A 17,130-nucleotide genomic window follows, 5' to 3' on the forward strand; every position below is an offset into this window, starting at 1 on the left:
GAAGAACAAGTATGGAATTCGACTACATCATCGTGGGTGCCGGCTCGGCCGGCTGCGTACTGGCCAATCGTCTGAGTGCCGACCCCTCGGTACGGGTGTGCCTGCTGGAGGCCGGTTCGGAAGATACTTCGCCGCTGATCCACACGCCGATCGGCGTCGCCGCCATCCTGCCGACCCGCCACGTCAACTGGGCCTTGCAGACGGTCCCGCAACCCGGCCTGGGCGGCCGCATTGGCTACCAGCCGCGCGGCAAGACCCTCGGCGGCAGCAGCTCGATCAACGGCATGATCTACATTCGCGGGCATCGTAGCGACTACGACGACTGGCAGGACCTGGGCAACACGGGTTGGGGCTATGACGACGTGCTGCCGTACTTCCGCAAGAGCGAAGGCCATCACCTGGGCGGCTGTGACTACCACGGTGGCGATGGCGAGTTGTATGTCGGCCGGGTGCAGCCGCATGCGGTTACCAATGCCTTCCTCGACGCAGCCCAGTTGGCCGGGCACTCGCGCAACGCCGACTTCAACGGTGCCGAGCAGGAAGGGGTAGGGCACTACGACGTGACCATCCGCGAGGGCCGGCGCTGGAGCACCGCTTCGGCCTTCCTCAAGCCCATCCGCGAGCTGCGCGGCAACCTCACGGTGATTACCGGAGCCACGGCCCAGCGCATCCTACTGCAAGGCAAGCGCGCCGCGGGCATGCAGGTGTCAGTCAAGGGCGAGCGCCTGGAGCTCAAGGCACGCAAGGAAGTCCTGCTCAGCGCGGGGGCGTTCGGTAGCCCGCAGCTGCTGATGCTGTCGGGTATCGGCGCAGAGGCCGATCTCAAGCCGCACGGTATCGCCCTGCAGCATGAGTTGCCCGGCGTGGGCAAGAACCTCCAGGACCACCCGGACTTCGTCGCATGCTACAAGAGCCATGACACCAGCCTGTTGGGGATCTCCGCCAGGGGCACCTTGCGCATGGGCAAGGCCTTCTTCGATTACACCCGCGAGCGCACCGGCCCCTTCGCCAGCAACTGCGCCGAAAGCGGTGGCTTCCTGAAAACCTCTGGGAACCTGTCGCGCCCGGATATCCAGCTGCACGCGGTGATCGGCCCGATCGACGACCACGGCCGCAAGCTGCACTGGGGACACGGCTTCAGCTGCCATGTCTGCGTGCTGCGGCCGAAAAGTATTGGCAACGTAGGCCTGAACTCGGCCGACCCTTTCGCCGCGCCGCGTATCGACCCCAACTTCCTCGGCCATGACGATGACGTCAGCACGCTGCTCAAGGGCTATCGCATGGTCCAGGACATCGCCGGCCAGGCGCCGCTGGCCAGGTATGGCCTGAAGGACCTGTACGGCCAGAACCTCTCCAGCGACGAGCAACTGATCGAGCTGCTGCGCAAGCGCACCGATACCGTCTACCACCCGGTCGGTACCTGCAAGATGGGCAGCGACGAGATGGCCGTAGTGGACGGGCAACTGCGCGTGCACGGCATCGAAGGCTTGCGCGTCGTCGACGCCTCGATCATGCCCACCCTGGTCGGCGGCAACACCAACGCCCCGTCGATCATGATCGCCGAGCGCGCTGCGGAGTGGATCATCGCAGCGTGAGCGTCATTTGCCGAGCTGGAAGCTTAGGGAGCATGGAGAACGGCAGCCTTGCGCTGGCGTTCTATCGCTTGCCGTTCTGCTGGTTCAGGCAGCTACCGACCCATAGCGGACGCTCAGCGAGTGATTTCCGGATATCGACGGGGATCGTTGGGCGAGTTGCTCGGCGTACCGAGTTCCAGTCGCCAATAGCCCACGTCGTGCCACCGGCCCAGCTTGAAACCGACCTGCGGGAAGGTGCCGATGTGCCGGAACCCGAGCTGCTCGTGCAAACCGACGCTTCCAGCGTTGGGTAGCGCAATACCGGCGTAGGCCGCGTTGAATCCCTGCTTGGCAAGAATGGGAAGCAGCGCGGCGTAGAGACTGCGACCCACTCCAGCACGACGCTCACCCTCTGCGATGTAGACGGTCACATCTACTGCCCATCGGTATGCGGCGCGTGCCCTGTGCTGGCTGGCGTAGGCGTAGCCAACTAAGCGCCCATCGCGCTCTGCAACAAGGTACGGGTAGTTCTGCAGCGTCGAGACAATGCGCTGCCGCATCTCCTCGATGGTCGGCGGTACCTCCTCGAAGGAGATTGCCGTGCCAGCCACTATGGGAGCGTAGATGAGCTGGACTGCCGGTGCGTCTTCGGGGCGTGCTTGTCGGATTTCGATGGGCATGGCGACCTCAAATCGAGCGCTGGTTCACGCGGGCGGAAAGCTGCTCGGCACTTTCCTTTCGTTCCGAATAACGATCCACCAGGAAGTCTTGGCGATCGCGTAGCAGCAAGGTGAACTTCACCAGCTCCTCCATCACATCCACCACACGGTCGTAGTACGCCGACGGCTTCATGCGCCCCGCGTCGTCGAACTCCAGGTAAGCCTTGGGCACCGAGGACTGGTTGGGGATGGTGAACATGCGCATCCAGCGGCCGAGCACGCGCAGCTGGTTGACCACGTTGAACGACTGCGAACCGCCGCAGACCTGCATCACAGCGAGCGTCTTGCCCTGGGTGGGGCGCACGGCGCCGAGCGCCAGGGGAATCCAGTCGATCTGCGCCTTGAAGACGGCCGATAGCGCTCCGTGCCGCTCCGGCGAGCACCACACCTGGCCTTCCGACCACTGCACAAGATCGCGCAGCTCCTGCACCTTGGGATGCTCCACCGGCACGTCGTCAGGTAGAGGCAGGCCCGAAGGATTGAAGATGCGCGTCTCGGCGCCGAAGTGCTCCAGCAGGCGCGAGGCTTCCTCCACCAGCAGGCGGCTGAAGGAGCGTTCGCGGGTCGATCCATAGAGCAGCAAGATGCGTGGCTTGTGCTCACTGGTGCGGGTTGCCGCTGGCGGCAGGTCGAACAGCGAAAGGTCGAGATTGGGCAGTTGCTCGGACATGGTTCCTCCTGCTCAGAGAGCGCCGATGCGATCCAGCTCGCGCTTGAGTTCGTCGCGGCCGAGGGTGGCGAAAGGAAGGGCGAAGAAGTCCCGGCAGCGCAGCTCAATGCGGGCCAGCGTGGCGCGGAATGCGGCGTCGATGGCGGGCTCATCACCCACCACATCGGATGGGTCTTCCAGCCCCCAGTGGGACTTCAGTGCCGGCCCGAAGTACACCGGGCAGGCTTCGCCGGCGGCCTTGTCGCAGACGGTGATGACGATGTCCGGCGGATTGCCTTCGAACGCGTCGTTACCCTTGCTGCTCAGGCCTGCGGTGGAGATACCGGCCTGCTGCAGGGTGGTGAGGCTGCGCGGCAGCACCTGGCCCTTGGGGAAGCTGCCGGAGCTGACCGCCTCGAAGCCTTCCGGCGCCAGGTGGTTGAACAGCGCTTCGGAGAGGATGCTGCGGCAGCTGTTGGCCGTGCACATGAACAGGACTCGCATGGAGGTCTCCTCCGCTTGACGCGGACTTCAGAGGCTCAGGCGCAGCGCCAGGGCCGAAAGGGTGATCAGCAGGACGGGCAGGGTCAGCAGGATGCCGACCTTGAAGTAGTAGCCCCAGGTGATGCGCATGCCTTTGCGCTCCAGCACATGCAGCCAGAGCAGCGTGGCGAGGCTGCCGATGGGAGTGATCTTCGGGCCGAGGTCGCAGCCGATCACGTTGGCGTAGATCATCGCCTCGCGTACCAGGCCGTCCGCGCCACTGGCCTGGATCGACAGGGCGCCGACCAGCACGCTGGGCATGTTGTTCATCACCGAGGACAGCAGCGCCGAGAGCAGGCCGGTGCCGATGGCCGCGCTCCACAAACCCTGTTCGGCAAGGCGGTCGAGCAGGTAGGTGAGGAAGTCCGTGAGGCCGGCATTCTTCAGGCCGTACACCACCAGGTACATGCCGAGGGAGAAGATCACCACCTGCCAGGGCGCTTCGCGCAGCACGCGGCGGGTGGAGATGCGGTGCCCGCGAGCGGCGACGGCAAACAGAATGGCCGCACAGGCAGCGGCCACCGCGCTGACCGGAATGCCCAGCGGTTCCAGGGCGAACAGGCCGACCAGCAGCACCAGCAACGTCCACCAGCCGACGATGAAGGTAGCGCGGTCGTGGATCGCCGCCTTCGGCTCTTTCAGCGCATCGAGCGCGTACTGCCTCGGGATGTCGCGACGGAAGAACAGGAACAGCACCAGCAGGGTGGCGGCAACACTGGCGAGGTTCACCGGCACCATCACCGAGGCGTACTCGGCGAAGCCCAGGCCGAAGTAATCAGCCGAGACGATATTCACCAGGTTGGAGACAACCAGCGGCAGGCTCGCTGTGTCGGCGATGAAGCCCGCAGCCATGACGAAGGCCAAGGTTGCGGCGGGCGAGAAGCGCAGGGCGAGCAGCATCGACATGACGATGGGCGTGAGGATCAGTGCCGCACCATCGTTGGCGAACAGCGCCGAGACGGCAGCACCGAGCAGTATGCAGAAGGCAAACAGCCGGTAGCCGCTGCCATTCGCCCAACGCGCGACGTGTAATGCGGCCCACTCGAAGAACCCGGCCTCATCCAGCAGCAGGCTGATGATGATGACCGCGATGAAGGTGGCGGTGGCGTTCCAGACGATGGCCCACACGGTCGGGATGTCATGCAGCGAAACCGCGCCGGCGGCCAGGGCAATGATCGCACCCAGTGCGGCACTCCAGCCGACGCCGAGGCCCTTGGGTTGCCAGACGACCAGAACGAGGGTGAAGACGAAGACAGCAACGGCGACCAGCATGGAGGACTCGCTCGAAGGGATCAGCAGCAGGCGGCATCACGGACCGGGCGACCGTCCATGTTCTGCAGGCGGAGGGTGTTGTCGGCCAACCATTGCGCGTTGGCCAGCAGGGTGACCTGCAGCATCTCGTGCACCCAGGCGGGCAGCTCGGGGTTGAGGCGGTAATAGACCCACTGGCCCTGGCGGCGATCCAGCAGCAGCCCGGTGCTGCGCAGTTGCGCCAGGTGGCGGCTGATCTTCGGCTGGCTGTCGTCCAGCGCGCACATCAGCTCGCAGACGCAGAGTTCGCCCAGACTGGCGATGAGCAGGGTGGCGCGAACACGGGTCTCGTCGGCCAGGCTCTTGAAGACTTCGGGTGGAGTGATCATGGCTTCACCTTGCATATGGAAAATCGAATATACGGATTTCCATATGTTTTGCGCAAGCCTCATTGTACTTGAGCGTCCGCTTCTGGCCGATCTCAGACGGCGGCGCCGTAGTGCCCACGACCATGTGGGTCGAGTTCATCCAGCCTCTAAATGCATGTGGAATTGGGTGATTGCTGCTTCTGACCGCTTGCGGCCAACGGTGATGGGCAGCTGCCGACCAATAGCAGACATAGACGGCAAAGCTTCCACGCCTCGTTTGCGGTTCCAGCCGATAATTAATGCGATTGAGAGGTGCTAACTGCTTCAACTCGGCCGAGTAAGCGAGGAAATATGAAGAGTGAGTCTTTCGATCGATTTAGCTGCCCGCCGTGAGAGGGGCCACTCCGCTCGATGGATCAGCCAGAGTTTGTCCACCACCGGGGCGCCACATTCCATTACGGCGATCTCGTCCTGCCGGACGAATGCCTGTCGGGCGTAGCGCGGCAAGACGGTGAAGCCGAGGCCGCGGGCGACCGGCTCGAGGATCAGCCCGATCTGGTTGCTGAAGCCGTGCAGCGGCAGATTACGGAGCCCAGGGTTGCCGGGGAAACGGCGGCTCAGCAGGCGGCCAGCCATGGCCTGGCCGTCGGGGTGGTCGATGAAACCCAAGCGCTCCAGGCTTTGCCAGTCGTGCACCTCGATTCCCGCCGGCACCACCAGTTCCAGCGGTTCCTCGGCAAATAGCCTCGCGCTCAGGCGCGGGTCGTCAGGCTTGAAGCTGAGCAGGCCCAGTTCATAGTGGTTTTCCAGCACAGCGCTCAGCACCTCGCTGTCAGGTGCGAAACGGTGGCGTACGACCAGCCCAGGCGTGGCCTTCTGCATCTCCAGTAGCAGCGGATAGAGGAACAGGCCGATGCTGCCGGGGCTGATCAGAGCGATTTCTCCGTGTTCGGCATCGGCGCCTTCCAGCTCTTGGCGCAGGCGGCGATCCGCCTGGTTCACCTCGGCGCAGTAACGCAGCAGTGCCTGACCGGCAGGCGTCAATTCCAGCAGGCGCGGCCGGCGGATCAACAAAGGGCCGAGTTGTTCTTCCAGATGGCGGATGTGCTGGCTGACGGCGGCCTGGGTGAGGTCTAGGCGGTCGGCGCTGCGCGTGAAGCTGCCGACCTCAGCCAGAGTGGAAAAAGTGCGCAGCCACTGGGGATTAAGCATAACGATCTCTTATTGGTTCAATAACATCTGCGTTGTTTTCATTATAGCGGTTCGTCCCTAGGCTGGTGATACATCCGTATCATCGAGGCCTGAGCCATGAGCGCCACCTATCCCCGCAGCTTTTCCCACATCGGCCTGGCCGTCACCGACCTGGACGCCGCCGTTGAGTTTTACACCCAAGTCCTGGGTTGGTACTTGATCATGCCGCCCACCACCATCAGCGAAGACGACTCTGCCATTGGCGTGATGTGCACCGATGTGTTCGGCGCTGGCTGGGGCTCGTTCCGCATCGCCCACCTGTCCACTGGTGACCGCGTTGGCGTGGAGATATTTCAGTTTCCCAATGCCGAGCGTCCGCAGAACAACTTCGAGTACTGGAAGACCGGCGTCTTCCATTTCTGCGTGCAGGATCCGGACGTCGAGGGCTTGGCCGCCCGCATCGTCGCCGCCGGCGGCAAGCAGCGAATGCCGGTGCGTGAGTACTTCCCCGGCGAGAAGCCCTTCCGCATGGTTTACATGGAAGACCCCTTCGGCAACATCCTGGAGATATACAGCCACAGCTACGAGCTGACCTATTCGGCTGGTGCCTACCAATGAGTTCATCCCGGGCCTGGACTTGGCAAGGCGGTGCGCAGGCGCAGCAGTTGCAGTTGCAAAGCCGCGCGTTGCCCGTTCCTGCGCCGGGTGAAGTGCTGGTGCGCAACGCTGCCATCGGCCTGAACCCCGTGGATTGGAAGGTTCTAGGCGGTGAGCTGGTGGATTGGCAGCCGGGGAAAATCCCCGGCGTTGATGGCGCTGGCACCGTAATAGCGGTCGGTCAGGGTATCGATGAAGACTGGCTGGGGCGGCGCGTGGCCTATCACCAGGATCTGAACAAGCCGGGTAGTTTTGCCGAGCACACGCCCGTTGCCGCGCGAGTGCTGATGTGTCTGCCGGATGCGCTGGATTTCGCCCGTGCCGCCGGCTTTCCTTGCCCGGCACTGACCGCCTGGCAGGCCCTCGACAAGCTGCCGCTGCACGAAGATGACCTTCTGCTAATCAGCGGGGCCGGCGGCGCCGTCGGCCAGTACCTGGTGCAGTTCGCCAGCGAACGCTGTGTGCAGGTCAGCGTCATGTGCCATTCGCGACACTGGCAGCGGCTGCAGCGGTTGGGCGCCGCCCAGGTGCTACCCGGCCCGCTGGCCGATGACGAAGTCTGGGCCGCCGGTGAGCGATTCCATGCCTTGATCGACTGCATCGGCAGCGACCATGCGCAGCGATTGGCGCCAGCTCTGCGCGCCAATGGCCATCTGCTGTGCATCCAGGGGCGCGTCAGCGATTGGCCTAACCCGCCATTCGGTCGCGCGCTATCGATGCATGAGGTGGCCCTGGGAGCACTACACCGGCACGGCGACGACGTCGACTGGGCGCGCCTGGTAGCCGCCGGTGAGCGATTGCTGCTGGCCGCCTCCGAGGGACAACTGCAAACCGAACCGCTGGTCATCGGCGAATTCGAATCGTTGCCCGAGCGCCTTGCAGACCTGCGGCAGCGCAGTTTCTCCGGCAAACCTGTCATTCTTTTCTGAGCGAGAAGTCCATGTCCGCCCTGTTCTCTCCGTTCCGCCTCAAAGACGTCGAACTGCGCAACCGCATCGCCGTACCGCCCATGTGCCAATACATGGCCCGCAACGGTTTCACCAATGACTGGCACCCAGCCCACTACGCCGGTATAGCCCGCGGCGGCGCCGGACTGGTTATTGTCGAGGCGACCGCGGTGTCGCCCGAAGGACGCATCACACCAGCCTGCACCGGCCTGTGGAATGATCAGCAGGCCGAGGGCATGGCGCAGATCGCCGCCTCGATCAAGGCCGCTGGCGCAGTGCCGGGCATCCAGATTGCCCACGCGGGACGAAAAGCCAGCGCACACCGACCTTGGGAAGGCGACGATCACATCGCCGAAGGCGACCCCAGCGGCTGGCAGACTATCGCACCGTCTGCTTTGGCCTTCGGCGCTAATCTGCCGAAAGTGCCGCGCACCATGACCAGGGAAGACATCGAGCGCGTCCAGCGCGATTTCGTTGCCGCTGCAAGGCGGGCCCGTGACGCAGGCTTCGAATGGCTGGAGTTGCATTTCGCCCACGGTTACCTGGCGCAAAGCTTCTTCAGCGTCCACGCCAACCAGCGCAATGACGAATACGGCGGGGACTTCGCTGGACGCAGCCGCTTCCTCTTGGAAACCCTGCGTGCGGTACGCAAGGTCTGGCCCGAATACCTGCCGCTGACCGCACGGTTCGGAGTCATCGAGTTCGACGGCCGTGACGAGCAGACCCTCGCCGAATCCATCGAGCTGACCCGCCTGATGCGCGATGAAGGTCTAGACCTGCTCAATGTCAGCGTCGGCTTCTCCATCCCGCAGACCGACATCCCTTGGGGGCCGGCCTTCCTCGCCCCGATTGCCGAGCGCGTGCGCCGTGAAGCGCGGCTTCCCGTAGCATCGTCCTGGGGCATCGAGCGGCCGGCGGATGCCGAGCGCGTCGTCGCTCAAGAGCAGATGGACTTGGTAATGGTGGGGCGCATGCACCTGGCAGATCCGCATTGGCCGTTGCGTGCGGCGCAGGCGTTGGAGATCGAGCGGTCAACGTGGGTGTTACCGGCGCCATACGCACACTGGCTGGAACGCTACCAGAGCCGCTGAAATACACCCCAGGAGATGCGCTCGATGAAGCTGAGTGAACTACTGCTGTCGGCTCTGCTGGTGGTGCTACCTGTCGCCGCCATGGCAGCGGAAACGCCTAAGCAGTTGCTGCTGATTGCCTCCAAGACCGACCACCAGCTCCAGCTCCGTGATCCACTCAACTTCGAGCTGATCGCGCAGGTTGCGCTAGGGCCTGACCCGCACGAAGTGGAAGTCACGACTGATGGGCGTGTGGCCTACGTTTCCAATCCGGGGTACGGGGCCTTCCACGAAATCGATGTGATCGACCTGGCTCATGCCGTCGCCCAGACGCCGATCAGCACCTTGCCGCTGATCGGCCCGCATGGACTGGCCTACGTGGGCGGAAAGCTCTGGTTCACCGCTCAGGGCTCAAAGGCCGTGGGGCGCTTCGATCCGGCGCAGGGACGCGTGGACTGGGTCATGGGCACAGGACAAGACACGACGCACATGCTGTACGTGAGTCCGGACGCTAAGCATATGTACGCCACCAACGTCGGTTCCGGTACGGTCAGCCTGCTCGAGCAGCGCATGGTAGCCCCGGCCATGCCGCCAACAGGAGTCCTACCGCCAGCGGCAAAGCCGCGGCTGGACTGGGTGCAGACCTTGGTGTCGGTGGGCAAGGGCGCCGAAGGATTCGACGTCTCTCCCGATGGTCGGGAGCTTTGGACTGTTACGCCCGGCGGCATCTTGTCTATCGTCGATGTGCAGGCGGAAAGGCTAACGTCACAGATTTCTACCGGGCTGGACGGCGCCCATCGATTGAAGTTCACACCCGATGGCAAGCAGGTATTGGTGGTCAGTGTGAAAACCGGCGCGCTGGTGTTCTATGACAGAGCCACTCGCAAGCCGCTCAAGCGTCTGCAAATCGGGCGCGGCGCCGGAATCTTCATCGATGCAGCGACAGGACGCGCGTTCATTTCCTGTACGCCCGACAGCGTGGTTTCGGTGATTGATCTGGCAAGTCAAGAAGAGGTAGGACGCATCCCTGTCGGACGCCCTGACGGTGTCGGGATAGCCCGGCGTTGAAACCCGGCTGATTCGCAGCGGGTATTAGTAATGACTATGCCTGGTGTTAGAAGTGATCATTGGTGCTAATGGCTGTGTGTCGTCATCCTTTTGCCATGAGCTACCCATACCCGGCGGTTCAATCCTCACAGGAGCAAAAGCGTGACCATGAATTCGATCCATTGGCCGGAAGGATTCGTCCCCGGCTTCACCGAAAATTTCGCCTCCAACGAGGTGATAGTCACCGGCCTCAGCGCTCAGGACATCTGGCCGCTGCTCAGCGTACCGTCGCGCTGGCCTAGCTATTACGCCAACTCCGCCAATGTGCGCTTCTACGACGACAAGGGCCCCGAACTGGCGGATGGTGTGCGCTTCTACTTCGAGACCTTCGGCTTCCCTGTCGAGGCGCAGTGCAACGAGTACGTCCCGCCGGCGAACGGCCGGCCAGGGCGGGTTGCCTGGCACGGCTGGGCGGGAGAAGGCGAGACGCGCCTGGACGTTCATCATGCCTGGCTGGTGGAAGACCTCGAAGGCGGTCGCGTGCGCATCCTCACCCAAGAAACACAGAAGGGTAAGCCGGCTGAGGAACTGCACCGGACTAAGCCCAACCCTATGATCAACGGTCACCAGGATTGGCTGGATGGCCTTGTCATAGCCGCTAGCAACGAACAGAGCAGTTAAGTCGGTTGAAAGGGCAAAGGTGAGATAAGGAGCTTGGTCAGACGGGCGGACATCTGGTTCAGTGCCCGCTTCTGGCCGGTTGCGGCCATAGGATAGGCGTGTCGCGTTGTCGCGGATGGAGAGGGGGTGTCAGCCGAAAGGTAGCGGTCGAAGGCGTCGCGGAAGTCGCTCTTGTCGTACCCCTTTTTGTTGATCGAGCCGAGCCGAATGTCCTTCGACTTGATGCCGAAGTCGGCCAGCCTCGCGGACAGCTGACGGGCTGACATTGCCTTGCCACGGTTCCAGGTCGCCCAAGGCGCTTCGTCATCCGCGACCAGTTGTTCCAGCAGATCAGCGCTGAACATTTTGGAGGCGCTGCGAGCTTCGAACGCGGCCTTCACATCGGCCAGCAGCTCGACGCCGACACTGGGCGCATCACCCTCCAGACCGTGCAATGCGATTGCGGCAGTGCGTGCGGACTTAGGCCAATGCGCGCCGGCCTGGTCAGCGATCGCCAGCAGCGGTTCCCAGGAGTCGTTGGCGCGATCGTTCAGGCCTTCGATGGGCGTTGGACGTGCCTTGCCGATGGCCTCGGAGTTGTCCAGAGCGAAGCGCGCCAGCCGCGACCGCAGTTGCTCCCACAGAGCAGGGTCAGAGTGGCGTAGGTTCTCCACGCTCTCGCCGGGTGTGCGACGGCGAAGGCGCAGAGGCACGCTCCGATCTGCCAGCGTGTCGGCGATGCGGCCGATGCCACAAAGGGCCTTCGCGCCCCATACGTTGAACGGGGTGGGTATGTGGTCGTCACCCACGCAGCGGATGACCACTGCGCTGTCTCTGGTGAAGCCGGCGTTGAGGATGCCGCGTGCGTCCTCGTGTGCTGCGAGGAACGCGTCCACCTCATCGATCAGCAGCGTCGGCGACCACAGTTCGATGGAACGGAACAGCGCGGCTGGCCCGATGTTCGACACCTGCAGCGGGCGGTTGACCAGCTTGCCCAAGGCCGTGAGCAGGACCGACTTACCACAGCGCTTCTCCGGTGCCGTGATGTTGGCGATCGGCGCTATCTGCACCACGTCGACCAACCAGGTGAAGGTGGCCCACAGTGCTGCCGCGCGTAGCGTCTCCTTCTCCGCTATCACGTGGCGGGCGAGTGCTTGCGTGACGTCGTCCAGCAGCTCGGCGCCATCCACCGGTTTCGACCATGGCTCCACGTCGGCAAAGATGCTTTGCCCTGCAGCGGCTCCTGCCTCCGACTCGGCCGAGACGGTCAGGCGATCGAACTCCGCCATGCTCAGCATCTTGGTTTCCTTCACCTGGATGCGCAGGCGGGCGAAGGCTGCAGGGTCCTTACTGCGCATCGAGCGCAGCTCTTCGAGCACGGCAGGTGCGTACAAGGCGCCAGCGTCTTCGGACAGGTTGTGGATGGCTTCCTGTATTGGGCTCTTGGCCTTCAGGGTGATGGGGCTACTCATGCGCCAGCCCTCCACACGTGCAGATCGTTGAAGTCTGTGAGCGATGGCGGCGCGTCGTCGGGCCACTCAGGGAAAGTCACCAGCGCGCCGGCGGCGAGTGCTGCAGCGGTGGCCGCAGTGCGTCCCGGGTTGCCGGGTGTATTGCGGTCGTCGTCGCCGGCAATCACCAACTGAACCTGGTCCCCGTAGCGGGCCTTCAGCGCCAGCGCCACGGGCATCAGGTTGCCGGCGTTCATCGCGCACGCGACGGCCATGCCGGAGCTCTCGTGGATGGTCGCGCCAGTGGCCCAGCCTTCGCAGATGTACAGCGGCTTGCCGGTGGTGATCTGGCCGAGTGGCGAGTAGCAGCCGGTGACACGGCCACCGAAGAGGAAGCGCTTGCGGCCGCAGGCGCCTATGCGCTGCAGGTTGACCAGTTCGCCGGAGTGGTAGAGCGGCACTAGTAGCTCACCGGCTCGTTGCCGCAGCGCGTATGAGCGGATGTGCTTGCCGGCCAAGTAGGCGTGAGCGGGATCTGCGCGACGGGCACTTTCCCACCAGCGGTGAGAAAGCACTGCTGCGGTCTGTTGGCGTTCCTGCTGTTCGGCCTGCCGCTGTGCCCGAGCCTGCTCGATACGCTGCCGGCTTTCCTCAAGTTCAGTGGCGGACAGTTCGCCGGCGCTGCTCCAGTGATGTACTTGGGCGCTCTTCCATGTGCCGAAGGCGCCAGCCGCAACCCCGTCCGCGAACAATACGTACCAGCCATTGCGGCTGCCGACCCGATCCCCCGGCACGTGGAAGCGGTGAATGCTCCCGTCACCCTCAGGCAGCCAATCCAACGGCCCGAAGATGCCCTGCAGGGCCTCGCGGAAAGCGTGTTCCACTTTCTGCAGGTAAGCCGATCCCGTCAGCGCTACGCGGCGCTGTTGAAAAGTCGTCATGGGTTTACTCCTTGGTCAGGCCGTTGAATGCCTGGGCAGTGGGAGTGGGCGCCTGCAGCATGGCGCTCAGTTCATCGCGCGCTCGCAGTCGGGCCCGGGTCATCGCTTCAGAGGTCTGCGCGATGCCGAACACCGTTCCGCCGTAAACGCTCAGCACGCTTTCGGGACGGACGCCCCGCAGCTTGCTCGCGGCCTTCTTCGCTTCTCGGCGCTTAGCCGCGGTCGCGGATGTCTTGGATGCCTGCGGCGGGGTGGAGGATGTCGAACTCGGTTCGCTCGCTCAAGGTGTCGATGGGGCTTTCCTGGACCCGGGCCAAGAGGCGAGCGCGTTGCGCTTCAGTCGTGCTGTCGGAGGGCTGCATTTAGACAACCTCCCCGCGGCTCTCCGCGATGCGTGCCTCGCACCACTGGATGATCTCGCCCTCGATCCATACCGCGGACTTGGGACCGAGCATGATCTGTTGGGGGAATTTTCCAGCGCCGATTCGGCGGTAAATTTCGGAGGTGGAGAGAGTGGTCAGGGATTTGACCGACGCCAGTTTGATGAAGCGACGCTGAGTCGCGGACTGCACTTGGGAAGTAGCGGAGAGCTTGCTTGCAGTAGCCATCGTTCGTGCCTCCTTGGGCGTGATTGGTAACGATGGCTACGGATTGAATCTCCCCTGGAGTAGTGACATACAACACTGACATGCTGACGTGTCAGTACGTCACGATCTACTGTCACCTCTCGTTTGGCGCGTCTGAAGGTGCCCAGCGTGGCTTGCGGTACGCGTGCCACTCCCGAGCGATCGCTTCGAAGCTTTGACCATCGAGTTGGAGGGCAAGCCGGGAAGCGTCGCGTTCGGCCGCTGGGTTCTTGCCAAGCGCCAGCAACTGCCGGGCATCCTCTCGCCGTTTGCGCGCTTGTTGTAGGGGCACGGTCGGATATGTCCCTAACGCGAGACGGTTTTCCTTCCCGTTGAAGCGGAACTTGAGGCGCCACAGTTTGGAGCCATTGGGCATGACTTCCAGGTAAAGCCCTTCGCCGTCGCTGAGCTTGTACGGCCTGTCCTTGGGCTTCGCCACCTTCAGTGCAGAGTCTGTAAGCGGTGCGGTCTTACGCGGCATATCCCTACCCTCGTAGGGGCATGAAGCGATATCGAACTCACGCTGCCCCTAAGCTTGCCCCCAAAACGTGAGGCTTACCTGAAATGGTACGGGAATTTTGGGCAACAAAAAACCGGCCAGAGGGCCGGTTCTTCGTGGGTTTCGGGACTTCTTGGGAAGTCCTGAAACAATGTGGTGGTGCCCCGGGAGAGACTCGAACTCTCACTCTGTCGCCAGAAACGGATTTTGAATCCGCCGCGTCTACCATTCCGCCACCGAGGCAATGGCGCGGCAGTATAGGGAGGCGCTCTGCGCCGGTCAATCGGCTCGCATGGTCAGAAATCGGCATATCCAGTAAGATGTGCGCCCCTTCGAGAAAGCTCCCCCATGCGCGTCGCTGACTTTCATTTCGACCTGCCCGAGGCGCTGATCGCCCGCCATCCGCTACCTGAACGCCGCTCCAGCCGTCTGCTGGTGCTGGACGGTCCGAGCGGCGAGCTCAGCCACCGGCAATTCGCTGACATCCTCGGCTTCCTCAAGCCGGGTGACCTGATGGTGTTCAACAACACCCGGGTAATCCCTGCCCGCCTGTTCGGCCAGAAGGCTTCCGGCGGCAAACTGGAAATCCTCGTGGAGCGCGTGCTGGACAGCCATCGCGTGCTGGCACACGTGCGCTCCAGCAAATCGCCCAAGCCGGGATCGAAGATCCTCATCGACGGCGGTGGCGAGGCCGAGATGCTGCAGCGCCATGACGCGCTGTTCGAACTGGGCTTCAGCGAGGACGTGTTGCCGCTGCTGGAGCGCGTCGGCCACATGCCGCTGCCGCCCTATATAGACCGCCCGGATGAAGACGCTGACCGCGAGCGTTACCAGACCGTCTATGCCGAGCGCGCGGGCGCCGTGGCGGCACCGACCGCCGGCCTGCACTTCGACGAGGCGCTGCTGGAGTCGATCCGCGCCAAGGGCGTGGATACCGCGTTCGTCACCCTGCACGTCGGCGCCGGCACCTTCCAGCCGGTACGCGTGGAGCGCATCGAAGACCACCACATGCACAACGAATGGCTGGAAGTCAGCCAGGATGTGGTCGACGCCGTGGCCGCCTGCAAGGCACGCGGCGGTCGCGTGGTCGCCGTCGGCACCACCAGCGTGCGTTCGCTGGAAAGCGCGGCCCGTGACGGCGTGCTCAAGCCGTTCAGTGGCGACACCGATATCTTCATCTTTCCCGGGCGGCCGTTCCATGTGATCGACGCCCTGGTCACCAACTTCCACCTGCCCGAATCCACCCTGCTGATGCTGGTCTCCGCCTTCGCCGGCTACCCCGAAACCATGGCCGCCTATGCGGCGGCGGTGGAGCAGGGCTATCGCTTCTTCAGTTACGGCGATGCCATGTTCATCACCCGCAACCCGGCACCGCGCGGCCCCGAGGACTGATCCATGAGCTTCATGAAATTCGAACTGCTGGCCACCGAGGGCAAGGCCCGTCGCGGCCGCCTGACCTTCCCCCGTGGCGTGGTGGAAACCCCGGCGTTCATGCCGGTGGGTACCTACGGCACCGTGAAGGGCATGCTACCGCACGATATCGAGGGCATCGGCGCGCAGATCATCCTCGGCAACACCTTCCACCTGTGGCTGCGTCCGGGCACCGAAGTGATCCAGAAGCACGGCGACCTGCATGACTTCATGCAGTGGAAGGGGCCGATCCTCACCGACTCGGGCGGCTTCCAGGTGTTCAGCCTGGGCGCGCTGCGCAAGATCAAGGAGGAGGGCGTGTACTTCGCCTCGCCGGTGGACGGCGCCAAGGTCTTCATGGGCCCGGAAGAGTCCATGGCCGTGCAGCGTGCGCTGGGCTCGGACATCGTGATGATCTTCGACGAGTGCACCCCGTACCCGGCCGAGTTCGACGTCGCCAAACGCTCCATGGAGCTGTCCCTGCGTTGGGCCAAGCGCTCGAAAACCGCCCACGGCGACAGCCCGTCGGCGCTGTTCGGCATCGTCCAGGGCGGCATGCACGAAGAGCTGCGCATGCGCTCGCTCGAAGGTCTGCAGGAAATCGGCTTCGACGGCCTGGCCATCGGCGGCCTGTCGGTGGGCGAGCCCAAGGAAGAGATGATCCGCGTACTGGACTTCCTGCCGCGGCACATGCCGGCTGACAAACCTCGTTACCTGATGGGTGTGGGCAAACCCGAAGACCTCGTGGAAGGTGTGCGCCGGGGCGTCGACATGTTCGACTGCGTCATGCCCACCCGCAATGCGCGCAATGGCCACCTTTTCGTTGACACCGGGGTGATCAAGATCCGCAACGCGGTGCACAAGCACGATGAGTCTCCGCTGGACCCGACCTGCGATTGCTACACCTGCAAGCACTTCTCCCGCGCCTACCTCTACCACCTGGACAAGTGCGGCGAAATGCTCGGCAGCATGCTCAATACCATCCATAACTTGCGGCATTATCAGCGGCTTATGGCTGGTTTGCGCGAGGCAATCCAACAGGGTACATTGGCGAACTTTGTCGACGCCTTCTACGCCAAGCGCGGCCTTCCCGTGCCGCCGCTGGCGGACTGACCTTATTCATCGAAAAAGCTTTGAGACAGGAGTTTCCAATGAGTTTTCTGATTCCCGCTGCCTACGCTGACGCCGCAGCTCCCGCCGCTGCTGCAGGCCCGGCCGGCACTGGCTTCGAGTGGATTTTCCTGGTCGGTTTCCTGGTCATCTTCTACCTGATGATCTGGCGTCCCCAGGCCAAGCGCTCGAAAGAGCACAAGAACCTGCTGTCCGGCCTGCAGAAGGGCGATGAAGTCGTCACTTCCGCCGGTATCGCCGGCAAGGTGACCAAGGTCGCCGAGGACTTCGTCGTCGTCGAGGTTTCCGACAACGTCGAGCTGAAGTTCCAGAAGGCCGCGATCGCCGCGACCCTGCCGAAAGGCACCCTGAAGGCGATCTGATCCTCCACCTAGAAACCCAACCGACGGGGCGCAA

Annotated in this window: 19 protein-coding genes and 1 tRNA gene; 9 read left to right on the forward strand and 11 right to left on the reverse strand. The window is 63.5% G+C overall.

Annotation, left to right across the window (positions count from 1 at the left end; all coding sequences use genetic code 11):
• Positions 1-11: 11 nt before the first annotated feature.
• Positions 12-1,595 (forward strand): GMC family oxidoreductase, encoded by a 1,584-nt coding sequence (locus IB256_RS01805; protein WP_192291631.1) that lies wholly within the window; start codon positions 12-14, stop codon positions 1,593-1,595.
• A gap of 113 nt (positions 1,596-1,708) precedes the next feature.
• On the opposite strand, the gene IB256_RS01810 is transcribed toward IB256_RS01805, so the two are convergent.
• The 6 genes from IB256_RS01810 to IB256_RS01835 form a co-directional block, all read right to left on the reverse strand.
• Positions 1,709-2,254 carry an arsinothricin resistance N-acetyltransferase ArsN1 family B gene (locus IB256_RS01810; RefSeq protein ID WP_192401084.1) on the reverse strand — a complete coding sequence of 182 codons (546 nt, stop codon included), beginning with the start codon at positions 2,252-2,254 and terminating at the stop codon, positions 1,709-1,711.
• A 7-nt stretch (positions 2,255-2,261) separates the two neighbouring features.
• The gene (gene arsH / locus IB256_RS01815) at positions 2,262-2,963 is read right to left on the reverse strand and encodes an arsenical resistance protein ArsH (protein WP_192401089.1); all 702 of its coding nucleotides are present in this window, start codon (positions 2,961-2,963) and stop codon (positions 2,262-2,264) included.
• A gap of 12 nt (positions 2,964-2,975) precedes the next feature.
• Positions 2,976-3,446, reverse strand: coding sequence for an arsenate reductase ArsC (locus tag IB256_RS01820; protein ID WP_192401091.1), 471 nt, complete (start codon positions 3,444-3,446; stop codon positions 2,976-2,978).
• A 27-nt stretch (positions 3,447-3,473) separates the two neighbouring features.
• Entirely contained in the window at positions 3,474-4,757 is a 1,284-nt protein-coding gene (locus tag IB256_RS01825; protein ID WP_192401093.1) for an arsenic transporter, read from the reverse strand.
• A gap of 20 nt (positions 4,758-4,777) precedes the next feature.
• Positions 4,778-5,125, reverse strand: coding sequence for a metalloregulator ArsR/SmtB family transcription factor (locus IB256_RS01830; RefSeq protein WP_192401095.1), 348 nt, complete (start codon positions 5,123-5,125; stop codon positions 4,778-4,780).
• Positions 5,126-5,428: 303 nt separating this feature from the next.
• Complete coding sequence (locus tag IB256_RS01835) at positions 5,429-6,316, reverse strand: LysR family transcriptional regulator (protein ID WP_192291617.1); 888 nt, start codon at positions 6,314-6,316, stop codon at positions 5,429-5,431.
• 96 nt (positions 6,317-6,412) lie between these two features.
• Between IB256_RS01835 and IB256_RS01840 the strand changes: the two genes are divergently transcribed.
• The 5 genes from IB256_RS01840 to IB256_RS01860 all read left to right on the forward strand — a co-directional run bounded on the left by IB256_RS01840 (position 6,413) and on the right by IB256_RS01860 (position 10,697).
• Positions 6,413-6,913: a lactoylglutathione lyase family protein gene (locus IB256_RS01840; protein WP_138216959.1), complete on the forward strand. Its 501-nt coding sequence runs from the start codon at positions 6,413-6,415 to the stop codon at positions 6,911-6,913.
• Positions 6,910-7,881 (forward strand): zinc-binding dehydrogenase, encoded by a 972-nt coding sequence (locus IB256_RS01845; RefSeq protein WP_192291615.1) that lies wholly within the window; start codon positions 6,910-6,912, stop codon positions 7,879-7,881. Before IB256_RS01840 ends, IB256_RS01845 begins: the two co-directional genes overlap by 4 nt.
• 11 nt (positions 7,882-7,892) lie before the next feature.
• Positions 7,893-8,990 carry an NADH:flavin oxidoreductase/NADH oxidase gene (locus IB256_RS01850; protein ID WP_192291613.1) on the forward strand — a complete coding sequence of 366 codons (1,098 nt, stop codon included), beginning with the start codon at positions 7,893-7,895 and terminating at the stop codon, positions 8,988-8,990.
• A gap of 24 nt (positions 8,991-9,014) precedes the next feature.
• The gene (locus IB256_RS01855; RefSeq protein WP_225601577.1) at positions 9,015-10,037 is read left to right on the forward strand and encodes a YncE family protein; all 1,023 of its coding nucleotides are present in this window, start codon (positions 9,015-9,017) and stop codon (positions 10,035-10,037) included.
• Positions 10,038-10,184: 147 nt separating this feature from the next.
• Positions 10,185-10,697 (forward strand): SRPBCC domain-containing protein, encoded by a 513-nt coding sequence (locus tag IB256_RS01860; RefSeq protein ID WP_192292536.1) that lies wholly within the window; start codon positions 10,185-10,187, stop codon positions 10,695-10,697.
• Here the strand turns inward: IB256_RS01860 and IB256_RS01865 are convergent.
• The 5 genes from IB256_RS01865 to IB256_RS01890 form a co-directional block, all read right to left on the reverse strand.
• Positions 10,694-12,148, reverse strand: a complete 1,455-nt coding sequence (locus IB256_RS01865; RefSeq protein WP_225601578.1) for a DUF3631 domain-containing protein — start codon at positions 12,146-12,148, stop codon at positions 10,694-10,696. The two genes, IB256_RS01860 and IB256_RS01865, sit on opposite strands and share 4 nt — an antisense overlap.
• Positions 12,145-13,068 carry a toprim domain-containing protein gene (locus IB256_RS01870; RefSeq protein ID WP_225601579.1) on the reverse strand — a complete coding sequence of 308 codons (924 nt, stop codon included), beginning with the start codon at positions 13,066-13,068 and terminating at the stop codon, positions 12,145-12,147. The genes IB256_RS01865 and IB256_RS01870 overlap by 4 nt, the downstream gene beginning before the upstream one ends.
• A gap of 362 nt (positions 13,069-13,430) precedes the next feature.
• Positions 13,431-13,676, reverse strand: coding sequence for a helix-turn-helix transcriptional regulator (locus tag IB256_RS01880; protein WP_192401101.1), 246 nt, complete (start codon positions 13,674-13,676; stop codon positions 13,431-13,433).
• A 112-nt stretch (positions 13,677-13,788) separates the two neighbouring features.
• The gene (locus IB256_RS01885; RefSeq protein ID WP_192401103.1) at positions 13,789-14,175 is read right to left on the reverse strand and encodes an Arm DNA-binding domain-containing protein; all 387 of its coding nucleotides are present in this window, start codon (positions 14,173-14,175) and stop codon (positions 13,789-13,791) included.
• Positions 14,176-14,350: 175 nt separating this feature from the next.
• Positions 14,351-14,436: transfer RNA gene (locus IB256_RS01890), tRNA-Leu, on the reverse strand.
• 105 nt (positions 14,437-14,541) lie between these two features.
• Between IB256_RS01890 and queA the strand changes: the two genes are divergently transcribed.
• Genes queA through yajC form a run of 3 tightly spaced genes read left to right on the forward strand, consistent with a single transcriptional unit; the run spans position 14,542 to position 17,096 of the window.
• Positions 14,542-15,585, forward strand: a complete 1,044-nt coding sequence (gene queA, locus IB256_RS01895; protein ID WP_192291584.1) for a tRNA preQ1(34) S-adenosylmethionine ribosyltransferase-isomerase QueA — start codon at positions 14,542-14,544, stop codon at positions 15,583-15,585.
• 12 nt (positions 15,586-15,597) lie between these two features.
• The gene (gene tgt, locus IB256_RS01900; RefSeq protein ID WP_138215487.1) at positions 15,598-16,716 is read left to right on the forward strand and encodes a tRNA guanosine(34) transglycosylase Tgt; all 1,119 of its coding nucleotides are present in this window, start codon (positions 15,598-15,600) and stop codon (positions 16,714-16,716) included.
• Positions 16,717-16,754: 38 nt separating this feature from the next.
• A complete protein-coding gene (yajC, locus tag IB256_RS01905) occupies positions 16,755-17,096 on the forward strand; it encodes a preprotein translocase subunit YajC (RefSeq protein WP_017522301.1) in 342 nt (113 codons plus the stop codon).
• The last annotated feature ends 34 nt before the right edge of the window (positions 17,097-17,130 follow it).

The sequence above is a fragment of the Pseudomonas sp. PDM17 genome (assembly GCF_014851985.1).
Taxonomy (GTDB): domain Bacteria; phylum Pseudomonadota; class Gammaproteobacteria; order Pseudomonadales; family Pseudomonadaceae; genus Pseudomonas.

Excerpts from the sequence above, each read along its gene's own strand:
- IB256_RS01805 (WP_192291631.1), top strand. The coding sequence starts at position 12 with ATGGAATTCGACTACATCATCGTGGGTGCCGGCTCGGCCGGCTGCGTA.
- IB256_RS01810 (WP_192401084.1), bottom strand. The coding sequence starts at position 2,254 with ATGCCCATCGAAATCCGACAAGCACGCCCCGAAGACGCACCGGCAGTC.
- arsH (WP_192401089.1), bottom strand. The coding sequence starts at position 2,963 with ATGTCCGAGCAACTGCCCAATCTCGACCTTTCGCTGTTCGACCTGCCG.
- IB256_RS01820 (WP_192401091.1), bottom strand. The coding sequence starts at position 3,446 with ATGCGAGTCCTGTTCATGTGCACGGCCAACAGCTGCCGCAGCATCCTC.
- IB256_RS01825 (WP_192401093.1), bottom strand. The coding sequence starts at position 4,757 with ATGCTGGTCGCCGTTGCTGTCTTCGTCTTCACCCTCGTTCTGGTCGTC.
- IB256_RS01830 (WP_192401095.1), bottom strand. The coding sequence starts at position 5,125 with ATGATCACTCCACCCGAAGTCTTCAAGAGCCTGGCCGACGAGACCCGT.
- IB256_RS01835 (WP_192291617.1), bottom strand. The coding sequence starts at position 6,316 with ATGCTTAATCCCCAGTGGCTGCGCACTTTTTCCACTCTGGCTGAGGTC.
- IB256_RS01840 (WP_138216959.1), top strand. The coding sequence starts at position 6,413 with ATGAGCGCCACCTATCCCCGCAGCTTTTCCCACATCGGCCTGGCCGTC.
- IB256_RS01845 (WP_192291615.1), top strand. The coding sequence starts at position 6,910 with ATGAGTTCATCCCGGGCCTGGACTTGGCAAGGCGGTGCGCAGGCGCAG.
- IB256_RS01850 (WP_192291613.1), top strand. The coding sequence starts at position 7,893 with ATGTCCGCCCTGTTCTCTCCGTTCCGCCTCAAAGACGTCGAACTGCGC.
- IB256_RS01855 (WP_225601577.1), top strand. The coding sequence starts at position 9,015 with ATGAAGCTGAGTGAACTACTGCTGTCGGCTCTGCTGGTGGTGCTACCT.
- IB256_RS01860 (WP_192292536.1), top strand. The coding sequence starts at position 10,185 with ATGAATTCGATCCATTGGCCGGAAGGATTCGTCCCCGGCTTCACCGAA.
- IB256_RS01865 (WP_225601578.1), bottom strand. The coding sequence starts at position 12,148 with ATGAGTAGCCCCATCACCCTGAAGGCCAAGAGCCCAATACAGGAAGCC.
- IB256_RS01870 (WP_225601579.1), bottom strand. The coding sequence starts at position 13,068 with ATGACGACTTTTCAACAGCGCCGCGTAGCGCTGACGGGATCGGCTTAC.
- IB256_RS01880 (WP_192401101.1), bottom strand. The coding sequence starts at position 13,676 with ATGGCTACTGCAAGCAAGCTCTCCGCTACTTCCCAAGTGCAGTCCGCG.
- IB256_RS01885 (WP_192401103.1), bottom strand. The coding sequence starts at position 14,175 with ATGCCGCGTAAGACCGCACCGCTTACAGACTCTGCACTGAAGGTGGCG.
- queA (WP_192291584.1), top strand. The coding sequence starts at position 14,542 with ATGCGCGTCGCTGACTTTCATTTCGACCTGCCCGAGGCGCTGATCGCC.
- tgt (WP_138215487.1), top strand. The coding sequence starts at position 15,598 with ATGAAATTCGAACTGCTGGCCACCGAGGGCAAGGCCCGTCGCGGCCGC.
- yajC (WP_017522301.1), top strand. The coding sequence starts at position 16,755 with ATGAGTTTTCTGATTCCCGCTGCCTACGCTGACGCCGCAGCTCCCGCC.